The 18,590-nt window shown below is 47.1% G+C and carries 13 protein-coding genes, 9 tRNA genes and 4 rRNA genes (1 of these 26 cut by a window edge); all 26 read right to left on the bottom strand.

Annotated features, from left to right (window positions below; all coding sequences use genetic code 11):
- Positions 1-1,170, bottom strand: a 16S ribosomal RNA gene (locus G4P54_RS00545) (it extends 380 nt beyond the left edge of the window).
- A 237-nt stretch (positions 1,171-1,407) separates the two neighbouring features.
- Positions 1,408-1,483, bottom strand: a tRNA-Ala gene (locus G4P54_RS00540).
- A 7-nt stretch (positions 1,484-1,490) separates the two neighbouring features.
- A tRNA-Pro gene (locus G4P54_RS00535) sits at positions 1,491-1,567 on the bottom strand.
- Between the two features lie 26 nt (positions 1,568-1,593).
- Positions 1,594-1,670 (bottom strand) — tRNA-Arg (locus tag G4P54_RS00530).
- A 9-nt stretch (positions 1,671-1,679) separates the two neighbouring features.
- Positions 1,680-1,765, bottom strand: a tRNA-Leu gene (locus tag G4P54_RS00525).
- 14 nt (positions 1,766-1,779) lie between these two features.
- Positions 1,780-1,854: transfer RNA gene (locus G4P54_RS00520), tRNA-Gly, on the bottom strand.
- Between the two features lie 40 nt (positions 1,855-1,894).
- Positions 1,895-1,977: transfer RNA gene (locus G4P54_RS00515), tRNA-Leu, on the bottom strand.
- Positions 1,978-1,982: 5 nt separating this feature from the next.
- Positions 1,983-2,058: transfer RNA gene (locus G4P54_RS00510), tRNA-Lys, on the bottom strand.
- Positions 2,059-2,095: 37 nt separating this feature from the next.
- Positions 2,096-2,171: transfer RNA gene (locus tag G4P54_RS00505), tRNA-Thr, on the bottom strand.
- Positions 2,172-2,175: 4 nt separating this feature from the next.
- Positions 2,176-2,251 (bottom strand) — tRNA-Val (locus tag G4P54_RS00500).
- A gap of 22 nt (positions 2,252-2,273) precedes the next feature.
- Positions 2,274-2,389 (bottom strand): 5S ribosomal RNA (rrf, locus tag G4P54_RS00495).
- Positions 2,390-2,443: 54 nt separating this feature from the next.
- Positions 2,444-5,371, bottom strand: a 23S ribosomal RNA gene (locus G4P54_RS00490).
- 169 nt (positions 5,372-5,540) lie between these two features.
- Positions 5,541-7,090: ribosomal RNA gene (locus tag G4P54_RS00485) — 16S ribosomal RNA — on the bottom strand.
- The 16S, 23S and 5S rRNA genes sit together here with 9 tRNA genes alongside, the layout of an rRNA operon.
- 309 nt (positions 7,091-7,399) lie before the next feature.
- Positions 7,400-8,899: a lysine--tRNA ligase gene (lysS, locus tag G4P54_RS00480; protein WP_024713093.1), complete on the bottom strand. Its 1,500-nt coding sequence runs from the start codon at positions 8,897-8,899 to the stop codon at positions 7,400-7,402.
- Between the two features lie 91 nt (positions 8,900-8,990).
- A complete protein-coding gene (gene dusB, locus G4P54_RS00475; RefSeq protein ID WP_167871485.1) occupies positions 8,991-9,992 on the bottom strand; it encodes a tRNA dihydrouridine synthase DusB in 1,002 nt (333 codons plus the stop codon).
- Between the two features lie 23 nt (positions 9,993-10,015).
- Positions 10,016-10,225, bottom strand: coding sequence for a helix-turn-helix domain-containing protein (locus G4P54_RS00470; protein ID WP_024713091.1), 210 nt, complete (start codon positions 10,223-10,225; stop codon positions 10,016-10,018).
- Positions 10,177-10,680, bottom strand: coding sequence for a 2-amino-4-hydroxy-6-hydroxymethyldihydropteridine diphosphokinase (gene folK / locus G4P54_RS00465; RefSeq protein ID WP_167871484.1), 504 nt, complete (start codon positions 10,678-10,680; stop codon positions 10,177-10,179). Before folK ends, G4P54_RS00470 begins: the two co-directional genes overlap by 49 nt.
- A complete protein-coding gene (gene folB, locus G4P54_RS00460; protein ID WP_024713089.1) occupies positions 10,677-11,039 on the bottom strand; it encodes a dihydroneopterin aldolase in 363 nt (120 codons plus the stop codon). The genes folK and folB overlap by 4 nt, the downstream gene beginning before the upstream one ends.
- Complete coding sequence (gene folP / locus G4P54_RS00455) at positions 11,032-11,889, bottom strand: dihydropteroate synthase (protein ID WP_167871483.1); 858 nt, start codon at positions 11,887-11,889, stop codon at positions 11,032-11,034. The genes folB and folP overlap by 8 nt, the downstream gene beginning before the upstream one ends.
- Positions 11,871-12,752, bottom strand: coding sequence for an aminodeoxychorismate lyase (pabC, locus tag G4P54_RS00450; protein WP_167873790.1), 882 nt, complete (start codon positions 12,750-12,752; stop codon positions 11,871-11,873). Before pabC ends, folP begins: the two co-directional genes overlap by 19 nt.
- On the bottom strand, positions 12,752-13,336 hold the full coding sequence (gene pabA / locus G4P54_RS00445; RefSeq protein WP_024713086.1) for an aminodeoxychorismate/anthranilate synthase component II: 585 nt from the start codon (positions 13,334-13,336) through the stop codon (positions 12,752-12,754). Before pabA ends, pabC begins: the two co-directional genes overlap by 1 nt.
- Positions 13,337-13,349: 13 nt before the next feature.
- On the bottom strand, positions 13,350-14,762 hold the full coding sequence (locus tag G4P54_RS00440) for an anthranilate synthase component I family protein (protein ID WP_167871482.1): 1,413 nt from the start codon (positions 14,760-14,762) through the stop codon (positions 13,350-13,352).
- A gap of 163 nt (positions 14,763-14,925) precedes the next feature.
- Positions 14,926-15,852 carry a cysteine synthase A gene (gene cysK, locus G4P54_RS00435; protein WP_167871481.1) on the bottom strand — a complete coding sequence of 309 codons (927 nt, stop codon included), beginning with the start codon at positions 15,850-15,852 and terminating at the stop codon, positions 14,926-14,928.
- Between the two features lie 75 nt (positions 15,853-15,927).
- A complete protein-coding gene (locus tag G4P54_RS00430) occupies positions 15,928-16,821 on the bottom strand; it encodes a peptidyl-prolyl cis-trans isomerase (protein ID WP_167871480.1) in 894 nt (297 codons plus the stop codon).
- Positions 16,822-16,867: 46 nt separating this feature from the next.
- On the bottom strand, positions 16,868-17,743 hold the full coding sequence (gene hslO / locus G4P54_RS00425) for a redox-regulated molecular chaperone HslO (RefSeq protein ID WP_024713082.1): 876 nt from the start codon (positions 17,741-17,743) through the stop codon (positions 16,868-16,870).
- A gap of 11 nt (positions 17,744-17,754) precedes the next feature.
- Positions 17,755-18,531 (bottom strand): type III pantothenate kinase, encoded by a 777-nt coding sequence (locus G4P54_RS00420; RefSeq protein ID WP_024713081.1) that lies wholly within the window; start codon positions 18,529-18,531, stop codon positions 17,755-17,757.
- Positions 18,532-18,590: the final 59 nt, after the last annotated feature.

Raw genomic sequence — 18,590 nt, 5'->3', positions numbered from 1 at the left:
CGGCAGTCACCTTAGAGTGCCCAACTGAATGCTGGCAACTAAGATCAAGGGTTGCGCTCGTTGCGGGACTTAACCCAACATCTCACGACACGAGCTGACGACAACCATGCACCACCTGTCACTCTGCCCCCGAAGGGGACGTCCTATCTCTAGGATTGTCAGAGGATGTCAAGACCTGGTAAGGTTCTTCGCGTTGCTTCGAATTAAACCACATGCTCCACCGCTTGTGCGGGCCCCCGTCAATTCCTTTGAGTTTCAGTCTTGCGACCGTACTCCCCAGGCGGAGTGCTTAATGCGTTAGCTGCAGCACTAAGGGGCGGAAACCCCCTAACACTTAGCACTCATCGTTTACGGCGTGGACTACCAGGGTATCTAATCCTGTTCGCTCCCCACGCTTTCGCTCCTCAGCGTCAGTTACAGACCAGAGAGTCGCCTTCGCCACTGGTGTTCCTCCACATCTCTACGCATTTCACCGCTACACGTGGAATTCCACTCTCCTCTTCTGCACTCAAGTTCCCCAGTTTCCAATGACCCTCCCCGGTTGAGCCGGGGGCTTTCACATCAGACTTAAGAAACCGCCTGCGAGCCCTTTACGCCCAATAATTCCGGACAACGCTTGCCACCTACGTATTACCGCGGCTGCTGGCACGTAGTTAGCCGTGGCTTTCTGGTTAGGTACCGTCAAGGTACCGCCCTATTCGAACGGTACTTGTTCTTCCCTAACAACAGAGCTTTACGATCCGAAAACCTTCATCACTCACGCGGCGTTGCTCCGTCAGACTTTCGTCCATTGCGGAAGATTCCCTACTGCTGCCTCCCGTAGGAGTCTGGGCCGTGTCTCAGTCCCAGTGTGGCCGATCACCCTCTCAGGTCGGCTACGCATCGTCGCCTTGGTGAGCCATTACCTCACCAACTAGCTAATGCGCCGCGGGTCCATCTGTAAGTGGTAGCCGAAGCCACCTTTTATGTTTGAACCATGCGGTTCAAACAACCATCCGGTATTAGCCCCGGTTTCCCGGAGTTATCCCAGTCTTACAGGCAGGTTACCCACGTGTTACTCACCCGTCCGCCGCTAACATCAGGGAGCAAGCTCCCATCTGTCCGCTCGACTTGCATGTATTAGGCACGCCGCCAGCGTTCGTCCTGAGCCAGGATCAAACTCTCCGATAAATGGATCACAGATTAAGTTCGCCGCATCCTGCGACGACATCTGTGTGACCTGCATCGTGCAGGCCCTAGTTTGACTGACTACGCACATCGCTGTGCGATTTGTTTAAAAATGAATTAACAGGTACGTTTTGTCTTGTTTAGTTTTCAAAGATCATTTCGTTTGTTCGCTTTGTTAAAGCAACTTTATTATTATACAATGTTGCTTGTTTAAAGTCAACAACTTTTTTAGAAAACATTTGGTGGAGCCTAGCGGGATCGAACCGCTGACCTCCTGCGTGCAAAGCAGGCGCTCTCCCAGCTGAGCTAAGGCCCCATAAAAATGGTCGGGAAGACAGGATTCGAACCTGCGACCCCATGGTCCCAAACCATGTGCTCTACCAAGCTGAGCTACTTCCCGATTTCTTGTTTATTCTATTAGAATAATGGCGCGCCCGAGAGGAGTCGAACCCCTAACCTTTTGATCCGTAGTCAAACGCTCTATCCAATTGAGCTACGGGCGCAAAATTTAATGCCGAGGGCCGGACTTGAACCGGCACGGTAGTCACCTACCGCAGGATTTTAAGTCCTGTGTGTCTGCCAATTCCACCACCCCGGCGTGGATGGTATAGTTGGAGCGGAAGACGGGATTCGAACCCGCGACCCCCACCTTGGCAAGGTGGTGTTCTACCACTGAACTACTTCCGCAGACAGGAAATCCAGTTTTTACAACTGTTATCCTATATAATGCGGGTGAAGGGACTTGAACCCCCACGTCATAAAGACACTAGATCCTAAGTCTAGCGCGTCTGCCAATTCCGCCACACCCGCGTAAATGGTGAGCCATGAAGGACTCGAACCTTCGACCCTCTGATTAAAAGTCAGATGCTCTACCAACTGAGCTAATGGCTCTTTTTAAAAGAGACTTGAGTATTATACCATATAAAAGTGGTGCCGGCAAGAGGACTTGAACCCCCAACCTACTGATTACAAGTCAGTTGCTCTACCAATTGAGCTACACCGGCAAGATGGTGGAGGATGACGGGCTCGAACCGCCGACCCTCTGCTTGTAAGGCAGATGCTCTCCCAGCTGAGCTAATCCTCCATAATTGCACTAACGTGCAATTGCTTGGCGGCGTCCTACTCTCACAGGGGGAAACCCCCGACTACCATCGGCGCTGAAGAGCTTAACTTCCGTGTTCGGTATGGGAACGGGTGTGACCTCTTCGCTATCGCCACCAAACAAATTGAGAGTGTTCTCTCAAAACTAGATAACAGGTATGACATCATTCAACATGTGGTTAAGTCCTCGATCGATTAGTATCTGTCAGCTCCATGTGTCGCCACACTTCCACCTCAGACCTATCAACCTGATCATCTTTCAGGGATCTTACTTCCTTGCGGAATGGGAAATCTCATCTTGAGGGGGGCTTCATGCTTAGATGCTTTCAGCACTTATCCCGTCCGCACATAGCTACCCAGCGATGCCCTTGGCAGAACAACTGGTACACCAGCGGTGCGTCCATCCCGGTCCTCTCGTACTAAGGACAGCTCCTCTCAAATTTCCTGCGCCCGCGACGGATAGGGACCGAACTGTCTCACGACGTTCTGAACCCAGCTCGCGTACCGCTTTAATGGGCGAACAGCCCAACCCTTGGGACCGACTACAGCCCCAGGATGCGATGAGCCGACATCGAGGTGCCAAACCTCCCCGTCGATGTGGACTCTTGGGGGAGATAAGCCTGTTATCCCCGGGGTAGCTTTTATCCGTTGAGCGATGGCCCTTCCATGCGGAACCACCGGATCACTAAGCCCGACTTTCGTCCCTGCTCGACTTGTAGGTCTCGCAGTCAAGCTCCCTTGTGCCTTTACACTCTGCGAATGATTTCCAACCATTCTGAGGGAACCTTTGGGCGCCTCCGTTACCTTTTAGGAGGCGACCGCCCCAGTCAAACTGCCCACCTGACACTGTCTCCCCGCCCGATAAGGGCGGCGGGTTAGAAGGTCAATACAGCCAGGGTAGTATCCCACCGATGCCTCCACCGAAGCTGGCGCTCCGGTTTCCAAGGCTCCTACCTATCCTGTACAAGCTGTACCAACATTCAATATCAGGCTGCAGTAAAGCTCCACGGGGTCTTTCCGTCCTGTCGCGGGTAACCTGCATCTTCACAGGTACTATAATTTCACCGAGTCTCTCGTTGAGACAGTGCCCAGATCGTTGCGCCTTTCGTGCGGGTCGGAACTTACCCGACAAGGAATTTCGCTACCTTAGGACCGTTATAGTTACGGCCGCCGTTTACTGGGGCTTCAATTCGCACCTTCGCTTACGCTAAGCGCTCCTCTTAACCTTCCAGCACCGGGCAGGCGTCAGCCCCTATACTTCGCCTTGCGGCTTCGCAGAGACCTGTGTTTTTGCTAAACAGTCGCCTGGGCCTATTCACTGCGGCTCTCTCGGGCTTGCACCCTAACAGAGCACCCCTTCTCCCGAAGTTACGGGGTCATTTTGCCGAGTTCCTTAACGAGAGTTCTCTCGATCACCTTAGGATTCTCTCCTCGCCTACCTGTGTCGGTTTGCGGTACGGGCACCTCTCACCTCGCTAGAGGCTTTTCTTGGCAGTGTGGAATCAGGAACTTCGCTACTATATTTCGCTCGCCATCACAGCTCAGCCTTATGGGAAACGGATTTGCCTATTTCCCAGCCTAACTGCTTGGACGCGGATATCCAATACCGCGCTTACCCTATCCTCCTGCGTCCCCCCATTGCTCAAATGGTGAGGAGGTGGTACAGGAATATCAACCTGTTGTCCATCGCCTACGCCTTTCGGCCTCGGCTTAGGTCCCGACTAACCCTGAGCGGACGAGCCTTCCTCAGGAAACCTTAGGCATTCGGTGGAGGGGATTCTCACCCCTCTTTCGCTACTCATACCGGCATTCTCACTTCTAAGCGCTCCACCAGTCCTTCCGGTCTGGCTTCACAGCCCTTAGAACGCTCTCCTACCACTGTTCGAAGAACAGTCCGCAGCTTCGGTGATACGTTTAGCCCCGGTACATTTTCGGCGCAGAGTCACTCGACCAGTGAGCTATTACGCACTCTTTAAATGGTGGCTGCTTCTAAGCCAACATCCTGGTTGTCTAAGCAACTCCACATCCTTTTCCACTTAACGTATACTTTGGGACCTTAGCTGGCGGTCTGGGCTGTTTCCCTTTCGACTACGGATCTTATCACTCGCAGTCTGACTCCCAAGGATAAGTCATTGGCATTCGGAGTTTGACTGAATTCGGTAACCCGGTAGGGGCCCCTAGTCCAATCAGTGCTCTACCTCCAAGACTCTTACCTTGAGGCTAGCCCTAAAGCTATTTCGGAGAGAACCAGCTATCTCCAGGTTCGATTGGCATTTCACCCCTACCCACACCTCATCCCCGCACTTTTCAACGTGCGTGGGTTCGGGCCTCCATTCAGTGTTACCTGAACTTCACCCTGGACATGGGTAGATCACCTGGTTTCGGGTCTACGACCACGTACTCATGCGCCCTATTCAGACTCGCTTTCGCTGCGGCTCCGCATCTTCTGCTTAACCTTGCACGGGATCGTAACTCGCCGGTTCATTCTACAAAAGGCACGCCATCACCCGTTAACGGGCTCTGACTACTTGTAGGCACACGGTTTCAGGATCTCTTTCACTCCCCTTCCGGGGTGCTTTTCACCTTTCCCTCACGGTACTGGTTCACTATCGGTCACTAGGGAGTATTTAGCCTTGGGAGATGGTCCTCCCGGATTCCGACGGAATTTCACGTGTTCCGCCGTACTCAGGATCCACTCAGGAGAGAACGAAGTTTTGACTACAGGGCTGTTACCTTCTATGGCGGGCCTTTCCAGACCTCTTCATCTACCTCGTTCTTTTGTAACTCCGTACAGAGTGTCCTACAACCCCAAGAGGCAAGCCTCTTGGTTTGGGCTGATCCCGTTTCGCTCGCCGCTACTCAGGGAATCGCATTTGCTTTCTCTTCCTCCGGGTACTTAGATGTTTCAGTTCCCCGGGTCTGCCTTCTCATATCCTATGTATTCAGATATGGATACCACTCCATTACGAGTGGTGGGTTTCCCCATTCGGAAATCTCCGGATCAAAGCTTGCTTACAGCTCCCCGAAGCATATCGGTGTTCGTCCCGTCCTTCATCGGCTCCTAGTGCCAAGGCATCCACCGTGCGCCCTTTCTAACTTAACCGTTAAAAAGAATCACTATGTGATATCTTGTCTTACTAATTGAATGTGATGTCTACTGTTATCTAGTTTTCAAAGAACACGTTTCGAAGGAATGATCCTTCAAAACTAAACAAGACAGGGAACGTTCTGTTTATAAGACCCAAGGTCTTATATTCCGTATATATCCTTAGAAAGGAGGTGATCCAGCCGCACCTTCCGATACGGCTACCTTGTTACGACTTCACCCCAATCATCTGTCCCACCTTCGGCGGCTGGCTCCTAAAAGGTTACCTCACCGACTTCGGGTGTTACAAACTCTCGTGGTGTGACGGGCGGTGTGTACAAGGCCCGGGAACGTATTCACCGCGGCATGCTGATCCGCGATTACTAGCGATTCCAGCTTCACGCAGTCGAGTTGCAGACTGCGATCCGAACTGAGAACAGATTTGTGGGATTGGCTTAACCTCGCGGTTTCGCTGCCCTTTGTTCTGTCCATTGTAGCACGTGTGTAGCCCAGGTCATAAGGGGCATGATGATTTGACGTCATCCCCACCTTCCTCCGGTTTGTCACCGGCAGTCACCTTAGAGTGCCCAACTGAATGCTGGCAACTAAGATCAAGGGTTGCGCTCGTTGCGGGACTTAACCCAACATCTCACGACACGAGCTGACGACAACCATGCACCACCTGTCACTCTGCCCCCGAAGGGGACGTCCTATCTCTAGGATTGTCAGAGGATGTCAAGACCTGGTAAGGTTCTTCGCGTTGCTTCGAATTAAACCACATGCTCCACCGCTTGTGCGGGCCCCCGTCAATTCCTTTGAGTTTCAGTCTTGCGACCGTACTCCCCAGGCGGAGTGCTTAATGCGTTAGCTGCAGCACTAAGGGGCGGAAACCCCCTAACACTTAGCACTCATCGTTTACGGCGTGGACTACCAGGGTATCTAATCCTGTTCGCTCCCCACGCTTTCGCTCCTCAGCGTCAGTTACAGACCAGAGAGTCGCCTTCGCCACTGGTGTTCCTCCACATCTCTACGCATTTCACCGCTACACGTGGAATTCCACTCTCCTCTTCTGCACTCAAGTTCCCCAGTTTCCAATGACCCTCCCCGGTTGAGCCGGGGGCTTTCACATCAGACTTAAGAAACCGCCTGCGAGCCCTTTACGCCCAATAATTCCGGACAACGCTTGCCACCTACGTATTACCGCGGCTGCTGGCACGTAGTTAGCCGTGGCTTTCTGGTTAGGTACCGTCAAGGTACCGCCCTATTCGAACGGTACTTGTTCTTCCCTAACAACAGAGCTTTACGATCCGAAAACCTTCATCACTCACGCGGCGTTGCTCCGTCAGACTTTCGTCCATTGCGGAAGATTCCCTACTGCTGCCTCCCGTAGGAGTCTGGGCCGTGTCTCAGTCCCAGTGTGGCCGATCACCCTCTCAGGTCGGCTACGCATCGTCGCCTTGGTGAGCCATTACCTCACCAACTAGCTAATGCGCCGCGGGTCCATCTGTAAGTGGTAGCCGAAGCCACCTTTTATGTTTGAACCATGCGGTTCAAACAACCATCCGGTATTAGCCCCGGTTTCCCGGAGTTATCCCAGTCTTACAGGCAGGTTACCCACGTGTTACTCACCCGTCCGCCGCTAACATCAGGGAGCAAGCTCCCATCTGTCCGCTCGACTTGCATGTATTAGGCACGCCGCCAGCGTTCGTCCTGAGCCAGGATCAAACTCTCCGATAAAAGTTTGACTGACTACGCACATCGCTGTGCGATTTGTTTAAAAATGAATTAACAGGTACGTTTTGTCTTGTTTAGTTTTCAAAGATCATTTTTGTCAACTTCTTTCAAGCGACTTTATTATTATAACTCGTCGACTCACTGAAGTCAATAACTTTTTTGAATTTCTATTATTCGTTATCGCCTTGTTTAGCGGCAACGAATAATAATATACCACCTTGTAAATAATAGCGCAATAGTTTTTTTGAATAAATACTTAGGAATTTAAAAAGAGCAGCATCCCTTTATAAAAAAGGATACTGCTCCTCTTTATTAGCGTTGTCTCATTTGCGGGAATAACAGCACGTCGCGAATAGAAGGAGCATTCGTCAGCAGCATAACCAGACGATCGATACCGATGCCTAAGCCTCCTGTTGGCGGCATACCGTATTCCAGAGCTTCAACAAAGTCTTCATCCATTAGATGAGCTTCATCGTTACCAGCTTCGCGCTCTTTTAATTGATCTTCAAAGCGTTCTCTCTGATCAATAGGGTCATTCAGCTCTGTAAACGCGTTCGCATGTTCACGACCGACGATAAACAGTTCAAAACGGTCTGTAAAACGCGGATCCTCAGGATTTTTCTTAGCTAGAGGAGAAATTTCCACAGGATGTCCGTAAATAAACGTTGGCTGAATAAGTGTTTCTTCAATTTTTTGTTCGAAGAATTCATTGATGATATGACCTACTGTCATAGAATCTTTGATCTCTACGTCATGTTCTTTTGCATATTCGCGTGCTTGCTCAACAGTGACCTCTTCCCAGAAATCAACACCAGTTGCTTCTTTAACTGCGTCAACCATGTGGAGTCTTTTCCACTCCGGTTTAAGATCGATTTGTTCTTCTCCGTATTGGATCGTAGTTGTTCCAAGCACTTCTTGGGCGATATGGGCGACAAGGTTTTCAGTTAAGCTCATGATATCTTTATAGTCCGCATATGCCTCATATAACTCAATCATCGTGAATTCCGGGTTATGGCGTGTAGAGACACCTTCATTACGGAAAACGCGGCCGATTTCATACACTTTTTCTAAACCGCCGACGATTAGACGTTTTAGGTGCAGTTCGATTGCAATACGCATATAGAGCGGAATATCTAACGCATTGTGGTGGGTGATAAACGGACGTGCAGAAGCTCCCCCAGGGATGCTGTGCATTGTTGGTGTTTCCACTTCTAAGTATCCGTGATCATCAAGGTATCTTCTCATAGCTTGAATGATCTTGCTTCGTGTGATGAACGTATGTTTGCTGTCCGGATTTACGATTAGATCCAGATAGCGCTGACGGTAGCGCTGCTCAACGTCTTTTAGACCATGGTATTTGTCAGGAAGCGGACGAAGTGCTTTTGTCAGTAATTCAAAAGAAGTTGCTTTTACAGACAATTCGCCTACATTTGTTTTGAAGACTTTTCCGGTTACGCCGATAAGATCACCAAGGTCAGAAGACTTGAAGATTTCGTATTGGTCGTCACCGACACTGTCTTTTCTTACGTAGATTTGAATTTGGCCTTCTAAATCCTGAAGATGCGCAAAGCCGGCTTTTCCTTTGCCGCGTTTTGTCATCATGCGGCCTGCGATTGTCACTTCGATCGCTTTTTCTTCTAACTCTTCTTTTGTTAGTTCTTGATATGCTGAAATAACTTCCTGAGACTGGTGCGTTCTTTCAAAGCGTGCGCCGAACGGATCAATGCCGTTATCTCTCAGTTGATTCATTTTATCGCGTCTGACTTGCAGCTGATCGTTCAATTCTTCATGGTTATGCTCTTCTTGACTCATTGTTATCACTCCATTACAGATATTGTTTCATGAAAAAAGCAGAAAAACTGCCAGCGCAATACTGGCAGTGAGCAGCAAATAGAAGTAAGTATTATCCTACTTTTGCGTCTTGAAGCTCTTTTGCCTCAACCTCAACAGTAAATGCATCTAAAAGCTGTACAAACTCTTCTCTTGTCTCGCAATGGTTGATTTCATTACGAACCTTCGCATTGCCCTTAACACCTTTCAGATACCAAGCAGCGTGTTTTCTCATTTCTCTTACCGCTACATTTTCACCTTTTAAGTTAATGAGGCGGTCAAGATGCAGTTTGCATACCGCCATTTTTTCGCGCACTTGCGGCTCTTCTTTTAATTCGCCTGTTTCAAGGTATTGAACCGTACGATAAATCATCCACGGATTGCCCAGTGCGGCACGTCCGATCATGACACCGTCTACCCCTGTTTCTTCAAGCATACGTTTAGCATCCTGCGGCGTCTTGACATCGCCGTTTCCGATAACCGGAATCGATACTGATTGTTTTACTTCTTTGATGATATCCCAGTTTGCCGTTCCTTCGTACATCTGCACTCTTGTACGGCCGTGAAGCGCAACAGCTTTTCCGCCCGCACGTTCTACAGCCTGTGCGTTTTTCACTGCGAAAATGTGGTCTCCATCCCAGCCCATTCTCATTTTGACTGTAACTGGTTTATCAACGGAATCCACTACCGCGGACACCATTTCGTAAATCTTATCAGGATCAAGAAGCCATTTGGCGCCCGCATCGCATTTTGTAATCTTAGGTACAGGACATCCCATGTTAATATCAATAATATCAGCAGTTGTGTTTTGGTCTACAAACTTCGCCGCTTCCACAAGGGTTTCCTTTTTTCCTCCGAAAATCTGAAGGCTGAGCGGTTTTTCACGTTCATCAATGTAAAGCATCCCCATTGTTTTTGCATTATTGTAAAGGATCGCTTTGTCACTGACCATTTCAGCGCATACCAATCCGGCTCCGAATTCCTTTACAGTCAATCTGAATGCTGAGTTGCAGACACCAGCCATCGGGGCTAGCACAACCCGGTTTTTCAATTGAATATCACCGATTTTAAACATTTTCCCCCTCCTTTCTCATTTGTTTATTTTTCTGGCGGAGCCAATTCTTCCGCACTTATATTTAAAACCTCTGCAGCATCTTGAATGATGGCAGCTGACGGCAATCGGTTTCCGCGTTCGATTTCGCCGAGAATAGAAACTGATATACCTAACGCTTTTGCAAATCCTTCTTGAGTATAACCTTTCAGCTTTCTGAATGCACGAATTCGTCTACCCCAGATTTCTGCTTCCATACTCTTACACCTTCTTGGTTTGGTTCCGCGTTTTTTGCCTCTTTTTCAACCTGCGGGAAAATCTCCGCAAGCGGCGCAAGGACAAACAAACGCTCATACATTCTCGGGTGCGGAACAATTAGTTGCTCTGTTTCAATATTTTCACGATTAAACAGCAAAATGTCAAGGTCTGCCGTCCGCGGCCCCCACCTTACTTCCCTTGTTCTGCCTAATTCATTTTCTATATGCTGCGTCAGTTTAAGGAGTTCAAATGGGTTAAGCGATGTCTTGATTTCAACGGCCATATTTAAGAATTCATCTTGGTCTTCGTATCCGACCGGATCAGTTTCGTAAATAGACGACACCTTGGTGACTTTCACAGCGTCATGCTGGTGCAGCATGGTCACCGCTTGTCTTAAGTACGTTTCTTTATCTCCAATATTAGACCCTAGTGCAATATAAGCTATGTTGTTCATGATTTTTTTCTCGTGATTTCAATTGCTACTGATTTATAGTGTCCGGGAATCGGCGGGTCGGGCTTAATCACTTTCACAGTACATTGCTGCACCGGCTGAAATTGTTTGAGAACCGTGTCTGCAATGCGTTCTGCCAGTGTTTCTACCAATTTCACAGGCTCCCCCTCTACAATATCTTTACATACGTGATAGAGCTCAGCATAGTTGATCGTATGCTCAAGGTCGTCCGTTTGTCCGGCTTTGCTTAAATCCAGCTCAGCGGTTAAATCAACTTTAAACCGCTGACCGAGCTTGTTTTCTTCTTTGAACACACCGTGGTATCCGTAAAACTCCATGCCTTCTACGTAGACTTTATCCATGGTGCACCCCTCCCTTATTCAGCATTGCGTCCATCATTTTCGCCATTCTGGCAATTTGTTTCACATCATGGACTCTGACAATGTCACAGCCTTTTTGAATGCCGAGACACACAGTTGCGCCCGTTCCCTCAGCCCGCTCCTCAGGCGGAAGATCCAGAACATGTCCGATGAATCTTTTTCGGGAGGTTGCCAGAAGAACCGGATACCCCAGTCCGCTGAAAATCTCGAGCTTGTTCATCACTGCCAGATTGTCATGATAAGTTTTCGCAAAACCGATACCTGGATCAAGGATAATGTTCTTCTCCTCTACTCCGGCCTCAACAGCGATTTTTACACTCTCCATTAAGTCCGACAGCATATCGGGCAATATGTCGTTGTAATTTCTCTCTGGGCGGTTATGCATAAGAACAATGGGAACATTGTGTTCGGCTGCAACGGAAGCCATCTTCGGGTCATGTTTCGCTCCCCAAATATCATTGATGATGGATGCGCCCGCTTTCACAGCTTCATCTGCGACAGAAGCTTTGTACGTATCTACTGAAATCGGCACAGCCAGTTCATTTGTGATCCGTTCAATCACTGGAATGACTCTTGACATCTCCTCATCCTCTGACACATACTCGGCGCCGGGTCTTGTCGATTCTCCTCCGATATCAATGATATGGGCGCCGTCATCGATCATCTCTTTCGCATGCAGCAGCGCCCTGTCCAAGCTGTCATATTTTCCGCCGTCCGAGAAAGAGTCAGGCGTTACGTTTAAAATTCCCATCACCAGCGTCTTCTCTTTATATGATAAAGCGCTGGGCTTGGTATGGATTACTTGTGTTTGGTCTATCGTTTGCTGCGCCATTCTCTTCCTCCCTTTTCATGGATCATGTTCTTTATTTCTTTGTTGTATAGCTTCTGAAGAGCAGCGGCTGCTTCTCCTCTTCGTCCTGCATAGTTTACTTCCTCTATTTTAGTAAATGGGATGATCTCAAGAACAGAGTTTGTCATCCATGCTTCGTCAGCTGACAAAAGAGCCTTCAGCTCATATCGGCCCGTTTTGAGTTCCAATCCTATTTTCTTTGCATTTTCTATGACAAAACGCCTCGTAACACCGTCCAGAATACCGGTATCAAGTGATGGCGTATAGATGCAGCTGCCTTTTCTCCAGAAAACATTTGATATGATGCCTTCTGCAACAGCTCCATCCTCTGTTAAGAAAATTCCTTCGATACGCGGATCATTTCCGATTTCTCTTTTCGCATACATATTATTTAAATAATGATGAGATTTTAACCGAAATGGCCCCTCTGGTGTGTTTCTCCGTAACGATAAAACCTTTCCTTCTTTTTGCGAAGGAAGGCTTTCTGGTTTCAGCTGGTTCATAAAACATAATACAGTGGGCTTATCATATGTCTGGGAGACAAAGCCTTTGTCGCTGATCCCGGCTGATATGTCCAGTCTTACGCGGGCATTGCCATCCTTGATTTCATTCAGCAAAAGAAGCTTGTCCAGCATCTCATGAATCTCATGCTTCGAAACAGTATATTCAATTTGCAGATCGTTAAGCGCGCGCTTAAGCCTTTCTATATGCCAATCAAGCAAAAATGGGGATCCTTCGTAGAGCCTGAAGGTTTCGAAAACACCGATCCCATATAAAAATCCATGGTCAAAAGGAGAAAGAACTGCATCTTTCTCCTCTAGATACCGGCCGTTCACATATATCATCACGCAATAACTTCCTTGCGGTATGTTTCAATGAAATTTCTGAGCATTTCTTTTCCAAAGGAGGTCATAATTGACTCCGGGTGAAATTGCACGCCTTCTATCGGAAGATCATTGTGGCGAATGGCCATAATTTCTCCTTCTTTCGTTTGTGCTGTTACTGTAAAACAGCTTGGCAGGGTCTCAGGTTTTACGATCAGCGAATGGTAACGAGTCGCGACAAGGGGATTTTTCAAACCTTCGAAGATTGTCTTGCCGTCATGCTCGATATCCGAGGTTTTCCCGTGCATAAGCCGCTCTGCCCTAACCACATCGCCGCCAAACACCTGTGCGATGGACTGATGTCCGAGGCATACACCAAAAATGGGGATTCTGCCTGCGAAATGTTTAATAGCTTCAAGGCTGATTCCCGCCTCATCAGGACTGCACGGTCCAGGTGAAATCATCAGAAAATCAGGAGACAGCTCTTCGATTTCTTCGATCGTGATGCTGTCGTTGCGTTTCACAATCAGTTCTTCCCCAAGCTCGCCCAAATACTGCACCAAGTTGTACGTGAATGAATCATAGTTATCAATCATTAAAATCATTTCTCCGCTCACCTCATCTAATTTTTGTCTCTTCTTTGCTCAGCTCTAATGCCTTTTGCATTGCAAAAGCTTTTTTGAATGATTCCCTGTATTCGTGCTTTGGAACGGAATCAATCACAACTCCTGCGCCGGACTGCATAAATGCCTGCCCTCCGGTTGCATAAATGGTTCGAATGACGATATTAAACTGCAGATCGTGATTATACCCAAACCATCCTATAGATCCAGTATAAAGCCCGCGGCGTGTCGGCTCAAGTTCTTCTATAATTTCCATCGTTCTTACTTTGGGAGCACCTGTAATGGTTCCTCCGGGAAATACAGCATGAATAATATCTACCGCGTCATATCCATCCTGCAGTTCACCTTGGACATTAGATACAATATGCATCACATGCGAGTATTTTTCAATTGCCATGAATTCGTTCACGCTCACAGACCCGTAACGTGATACTCGTCCAAGATCATTCCTCTCTAGATCAACCAGCATGACATGTTCTGCGCGTTCTTTTTCATTATGGATCAATTCGTTTGCCAGCGCCTCGTCTTCTTCATCGGTTTCCCCTCTGGAACGGGTGCCTGCAATTGGCCTCGTCTCTAATAGCTTGCCCTTTTTGCTGACAAGCAGTTCAGGCGATCCGCAAATGATTTGGAAATCAGGTGTTTCTAAATAGGCCATATAAGGAGAAGGATTTACTGCTCTCAAAGTCTTGTAAATTTGATATGGGTGGGCAGACAGTGACTGCGACTGTCTGATTGACAAGTTGACTTGAAACACATCTCCGCTGGCGATGTATTGTTTGATTTTCTCTACAGCTTGCGAGAACCCCTCCTCCGTAAATGGTGCCGCGAAGGAGCCGTCTGTTTCATGCTTCATCTCTCGCGAAGAGACAGCAGGGAGCTCAGTCAGCCACAGCCGCTCCAGCTCAGATAGCTTCATATCCGCAGTTGCGTGATCAGAACCATTCACATGAGTAATCAGCCACAGAGACTCTTCTTGATAGTCATAAACTGCTATATCATCAAAAACAAGAAAATAAATATCCGGTGTTTCCAAATCATCTAGTGAGAGCATTTTAAAATTTTCAATGTAACGTGCGTAATCATAGCTGAGAAATCCGATTGCCCCGCCTTGAAAATCCGGAAGCTCGTGATCTGTTTCTGTTTCCAGCGTTTTAAACCAGCTGTGGAAGGCCCGTAATGGGTCACCTTCTTTAAACAGCATCTCATCTCCATGCTTAATTGTGGTTATTCCGTCTTTTCCTTTTACCGTCGCAATCGGATCAAGACCGGCTATGCTGTATCTGCCGCCTCTTGCACTTTCAAGGAGTACATGCTGTTTTCTGGATTGCGCAAGTTTCTCATATTGTTGTAAGAATGAGTCTTTTTGAAAAGGTACTTTTTTGCCTGCCGGTCTGCGTTGTGCCATTGATATCATTCCTCTATTTTCTTTTTTGCTTGTTTTTTTATTGTAAAGCAATCTTGTTATTGAAAAAAGTGAATTTCTCTTCCAAGCATAACATTCGGCGTAGACATGGCATATTTGATGCACGAATATAAAAAAACTCCCGGCAGACCGGGAGTTTGGCATTTTAATCGAATTGATACAGCGGCGTGCTCAGATAACGTTCGCCGTTACTTGGAATGACGGCCAAAACTTTTTTGCCTTTTCCGAGTTTTTTCGCTACTTGAAGAGCAGCGTAAATTGCCGCGCCTGATGAGATGCCTCCGAGAATTCCTTCTTCACGTGCAGCTCTGCGCGCATATTCAAACGCTTCTTCATTCTTCACAGGGAAGATTTCATCGTATACTTCGGTGTTTAAGATGTCTGGCACAAATCCGGCTCCGATTCCCTGAATTTTGTGGGGACCTGGTTTTCCTCCGGCAAGCACTGGAGAATCCGAAGGTTCAACAGCGTAAATTTTGATGGAAGGGTATGCTTCCTTCAGAACTTCGCCCGCTCCCGTAATCGTTCCGCCTGTGCCGATTCCGGCCACAAATGCGTCAATCTGATCATCACCGAATTGCTCAACAATTTCTTTACCTGTTGTTTGGCGGTGAATTTCTGGGTTAGAAGGGTTATTAAACTGCTGCGGCACAAAGTATCCGTGCTTCTCAGCAAGCTCTTCAGCTTTCTGAATGGCGCCTTTCATGCCTTCCGCGCCAGGCGTCAGCACAAGCTCAGCACCGTATGCGCGAAGAAGGTTGCGGCGCTCCATGCTCATTGTATCAGGCATCACCAAAATAGCTTTGAAACCTTTAGCCGCAGCAACCATCGCAAGCCCGATTCCAGTATTTCCGCTTGTCGGTTCAATGATTGTATCGCCGGCTTTTAATTTTCCTTCTTTTTCAGCGGCTTCAATCATAGCTAAACCGATACGGTCTTTTACACTGCTTCCAGGGTTCATATATTCAAGCTTCAAATATACATCCGCACTGTTTTCATCTGTAAGGCGATTTAATTTAACGATTGGCGTATTCCCAATTAATTCAGTAATGGAGTTTGCTACACGTACCATTCTCGACACCTCAATTTCCGACTATTTGTATTGGTATTATGTATATAATCTATCAATTTCAAAATTTTTTGTCAATCACTTAGTACTTTTTTCCCCATAAAACCATGATACATCAGCTTCTTTCCAAAGTGTTTTGACTGAGGCTTTATCACCTAGCTGATCCATTGCGATTTGACGTCTGATCTGATCTTTCACCTCATCGTATGAAAATGTCCTTGCTTTTAGTTTTTCTTTCAGCTGAATGACGGCGTATCCGTTACTGACCTTTATCGGTTTGCCAGACCATTCATCCTCTTTGAGTGTTTTTGCTTCTTCAATGTATGCTGAAGGAATGTTGTCTGATGCTTCTGTAACAAAGCCTAAATCTCCGCCGTATGGCGATGTATACCTGTCTGTAGACCTTTCCGCCGCGACAGCTTCAAAGCTCGATCCGCCATTCAGTTCTTTTAGGACTTCTCTCGCTTCTTCTTCATCTTTTACCACAATATGCCGAATTCGATACGAATCATCAAACTGATACAGCTCTTTATTTTTATTATAGAATGATTTCAATTCTTTGTTTGAGATATCAATATCCCTTGTTAACAATTCTTCAAGGAGGATATTATAACGAATTTGGTCTTTCCACTCTTTCTCAGTCGTATGTTCGTTTTCGTAAAAGGAATTGTTGACCGCTTTAATCAGCAAAAACTCACGATCAATTTCGCTTTTAGATACTTTTAGGTTGTTCTTTTTGGCCAGCTGTTCAACGACTCGGACGTTGATCATATCTTCAAGCGTTGACTTACCATATTGGTCTTCCATTTCTTTTAGCCATTCTTCTCTTGTTACGCTCTTACCTCCGATAGTCGCAATAGACTCACCGGACGATGATGCGCCGGCTTGGGATTTTGTCAGTGTATATGCAACAGATATACAGCAAACCAGCAGCGCCCCTAAAATAATGGTCCAGATTGTTCTTGATTTCAAACCTGCTTTCAGCCCCTTTTCTTAAATTAAAAACCCGCTAAAGAGCTTAGCGGGTAGTTTGGTCACGAAGCCCTTCCAGCTCTTCTTTTGTAAATAAGTACTTTTCATTACAAAAATGGCATACTGCTTCGGCTTGTCCATCTTCTTCTATCATATCTTGAATTTCTTTTTTGCCTAGTCCTAAAATGGCTGTTTCGAAACGTTCTTTTGAACAAGGGCAATGGAATTTAACAGGCATCGTTTCCAAAATCTCAGGCTTCTCGCCTAGGACTTCTTCTAAAATTTCTTCTGGTTTCAGTCCTTTTTGGATGAGCTTGGAAATCGGCTCAACTTGGGATAGACGCTGCTCAATTTTTGTAATCGTTTCATCATCTGTTCCCGGCATAAGCTGAATAATAAAGCCGCCGGCCGCAAGAATGGAGTTGTCAGGGTTTACGAGCACACCGACGCCTACAGATGAAGGAACCTGCTCAGATGACACAAGATAGTAAGTGAAATCATCTCCCAATTCACCCGAAACGATTTCAACTTGTCCTGTGAAGAACTCGCGCAACCCTAAATCTTTTACGACACTTAACGTTCCGCTTGTTCCCACCGCACGTCTGACATCAAGCTTGCCTTGTTCATTTAAATCAAAATGAACTTGCGGGTTAGAGACGTATGCTCTGACTTCCCCTTTGGCATTGGCATCAGCCACAATTGCTCCGATTGGGCCTCCGCCCTCGACTTTCACGGTCAGCTTATCATCGCCCTTCAGCATAGCCCCAAGCATAAGTGAAGCTGTCATTGTACGGCCCAGTGCAGCGGATGCTGTCGGCCACGTACCATGGCGTCTCTGTCCCTCATTTACCATATCAGTTGTTCTCGCTGCATAAGCGCGAACTTTTCCGTCATACGCAAGTGCTTTTACTAAATAATCCATTACAAGACCTCCTATACACTACCTACGCGGTTTCGTTCATAAATCAATTCCAGCCCTTTTAGGGTTAAGAATGGATCTACGATATCTATGCAATCTGATTCGTTTGCAATGAGCGGAGCAAGACCTCCTGTCGCAATGACCTTTGGTTCCTGTTTTGCCTGCCACTTCATTCGCTTGACGATTCCTTCTACTTGACCGACATAGCCAAATAAAATTCCAGATTGCATCGCGCTCACAGTGTTCTTTCCGATAATATTGTCAGGCCGGGTGATTTCGATACGCGGAAGCTTTGCCGCACGCGAGTAAAGCGCCTCTGTCGAAATCGTAATCCCAGGAGCAATCGCCCCGCCCATGTATTGTTTGTTTTCATCAATATAGCAGTACGTTGTAGCAGTTCCGAAATCGACAACAATTAACGGATTGCCGTATAAGTGTATCGCAGCGACAGCATTTACGATTCTGTCTGCTCCTACTTCTTTCGGATTGTCATATTTTATATTTAAACCGGTTTTCATACCCGGACCGACAATTTGCGGTTCGATATGAAAGTATTTTGTGCACATTCTTTCTAAAGCAAACATGATTGGCGGCACTACTGATGAAATAATGATTCCATCTATCTGTTCAAACATGATTCCGGAGTGGTCAAATAAGGAGCGCAAAATCATTCCAAACTCATCTTCTGTTTTATGCCTGCTTGTTTCTATACGCCAGTGATATTCTAATTTTCCATCATGATATACACCAAGTACAGTATTGGTGTTCCCCACATCGATAACCAGTAACAACCTCTATCACCACTTTTGAATAGTTTCTCTACTTTACTTTTTACAAACATTCTACAATA

The sequence above is a fragment of the Bacillus tequilensis genome, from assembly GCF_012225885.1.
Classification (GTDB): Bacteria; Bacillota; Bacilli; order Bacillales; family Bacillaceae; genus Bacillus; species Bacillus tequilensis.
The sequence above is the reverse complement of the archived record's forward strand: the minus strand, read 5'-3'. Positions and strand labels throughout refer to the sequence as shown.

Bases quoted from the DNA above. Each gene is read 5' to 3' on its own strand.
- pabA (WP_024713086.1), bottom strand. From the start codon at position 13,336: ATGATTTTAATGATTGATAACTATGATTCATTCACGTACAACTTGGTG.
- G4P54_RS00440 (WP_167871482.1), bottom strand. From the start codon at position 14,762: ATGGCACAACGCAGACCGGCAGGCAAAAAAGTACCTTTTCAAAAAGAC.
- folK (WP_167871484.1), bottom strand. From the start codon at position 10,680: ATGAACAACATAGCTTATATTGCACTAGGGTCTAATATTGGAGATAAA.
- folP (WP_167871483.1), bottom strand. From the start codon at position 11,889: ATGGCGCAGCAAACGATAGACCAAACACAAGTAATCCATACCAAGCCC.
- lysS (WP_024713093.1), bottom strand. From the start codon at position 8,899: ATGAGTCAAGAAGAGCATAACCATGAAGAATTGAACGATCAGCTGCAA.
- hslO (WP_024713082.1), bottom strand. From the start codon at position 17,743: ATGGATTATTTAGTAAAAGCACTTGCGTATGACGGAAAAGTTCGCGCT.
- dusB (WP_167871485.1), bottom strand. From the start codon at position 9,992: ATGTTTAAAATCGGTGATATTCAATTGAAAAACCGGGTTGTGCTAGCC.
- G4P54_RS00470 (WP_024713091.1), bottom strand. From the start codon at position 10,225: ATGGAAGCAGAAATCTGGGGTAGACGAATTCGTGCATTCAGAAAGCTG.
- cysK (WP_167871481.1), bottom strand. From the start codon at position 15,852: ATGGTACGTGTAGCAAACTCCATTACTGAATTAATTGGGAATACGCCA.
- folB (WP_024713089.1), bottom strand. From the start codon at position 11,039: ATGGATAAAGTCTACGTAGAAGGCATGGAGTTTTACGGATACCACGGT.
- pabC (WP_167873790.1), bottom strand. From the start codon at position 12,752: ATGATATATGTGAACGGCCGGTATCTAGAGGAGAAAGATGCAGTTCTT.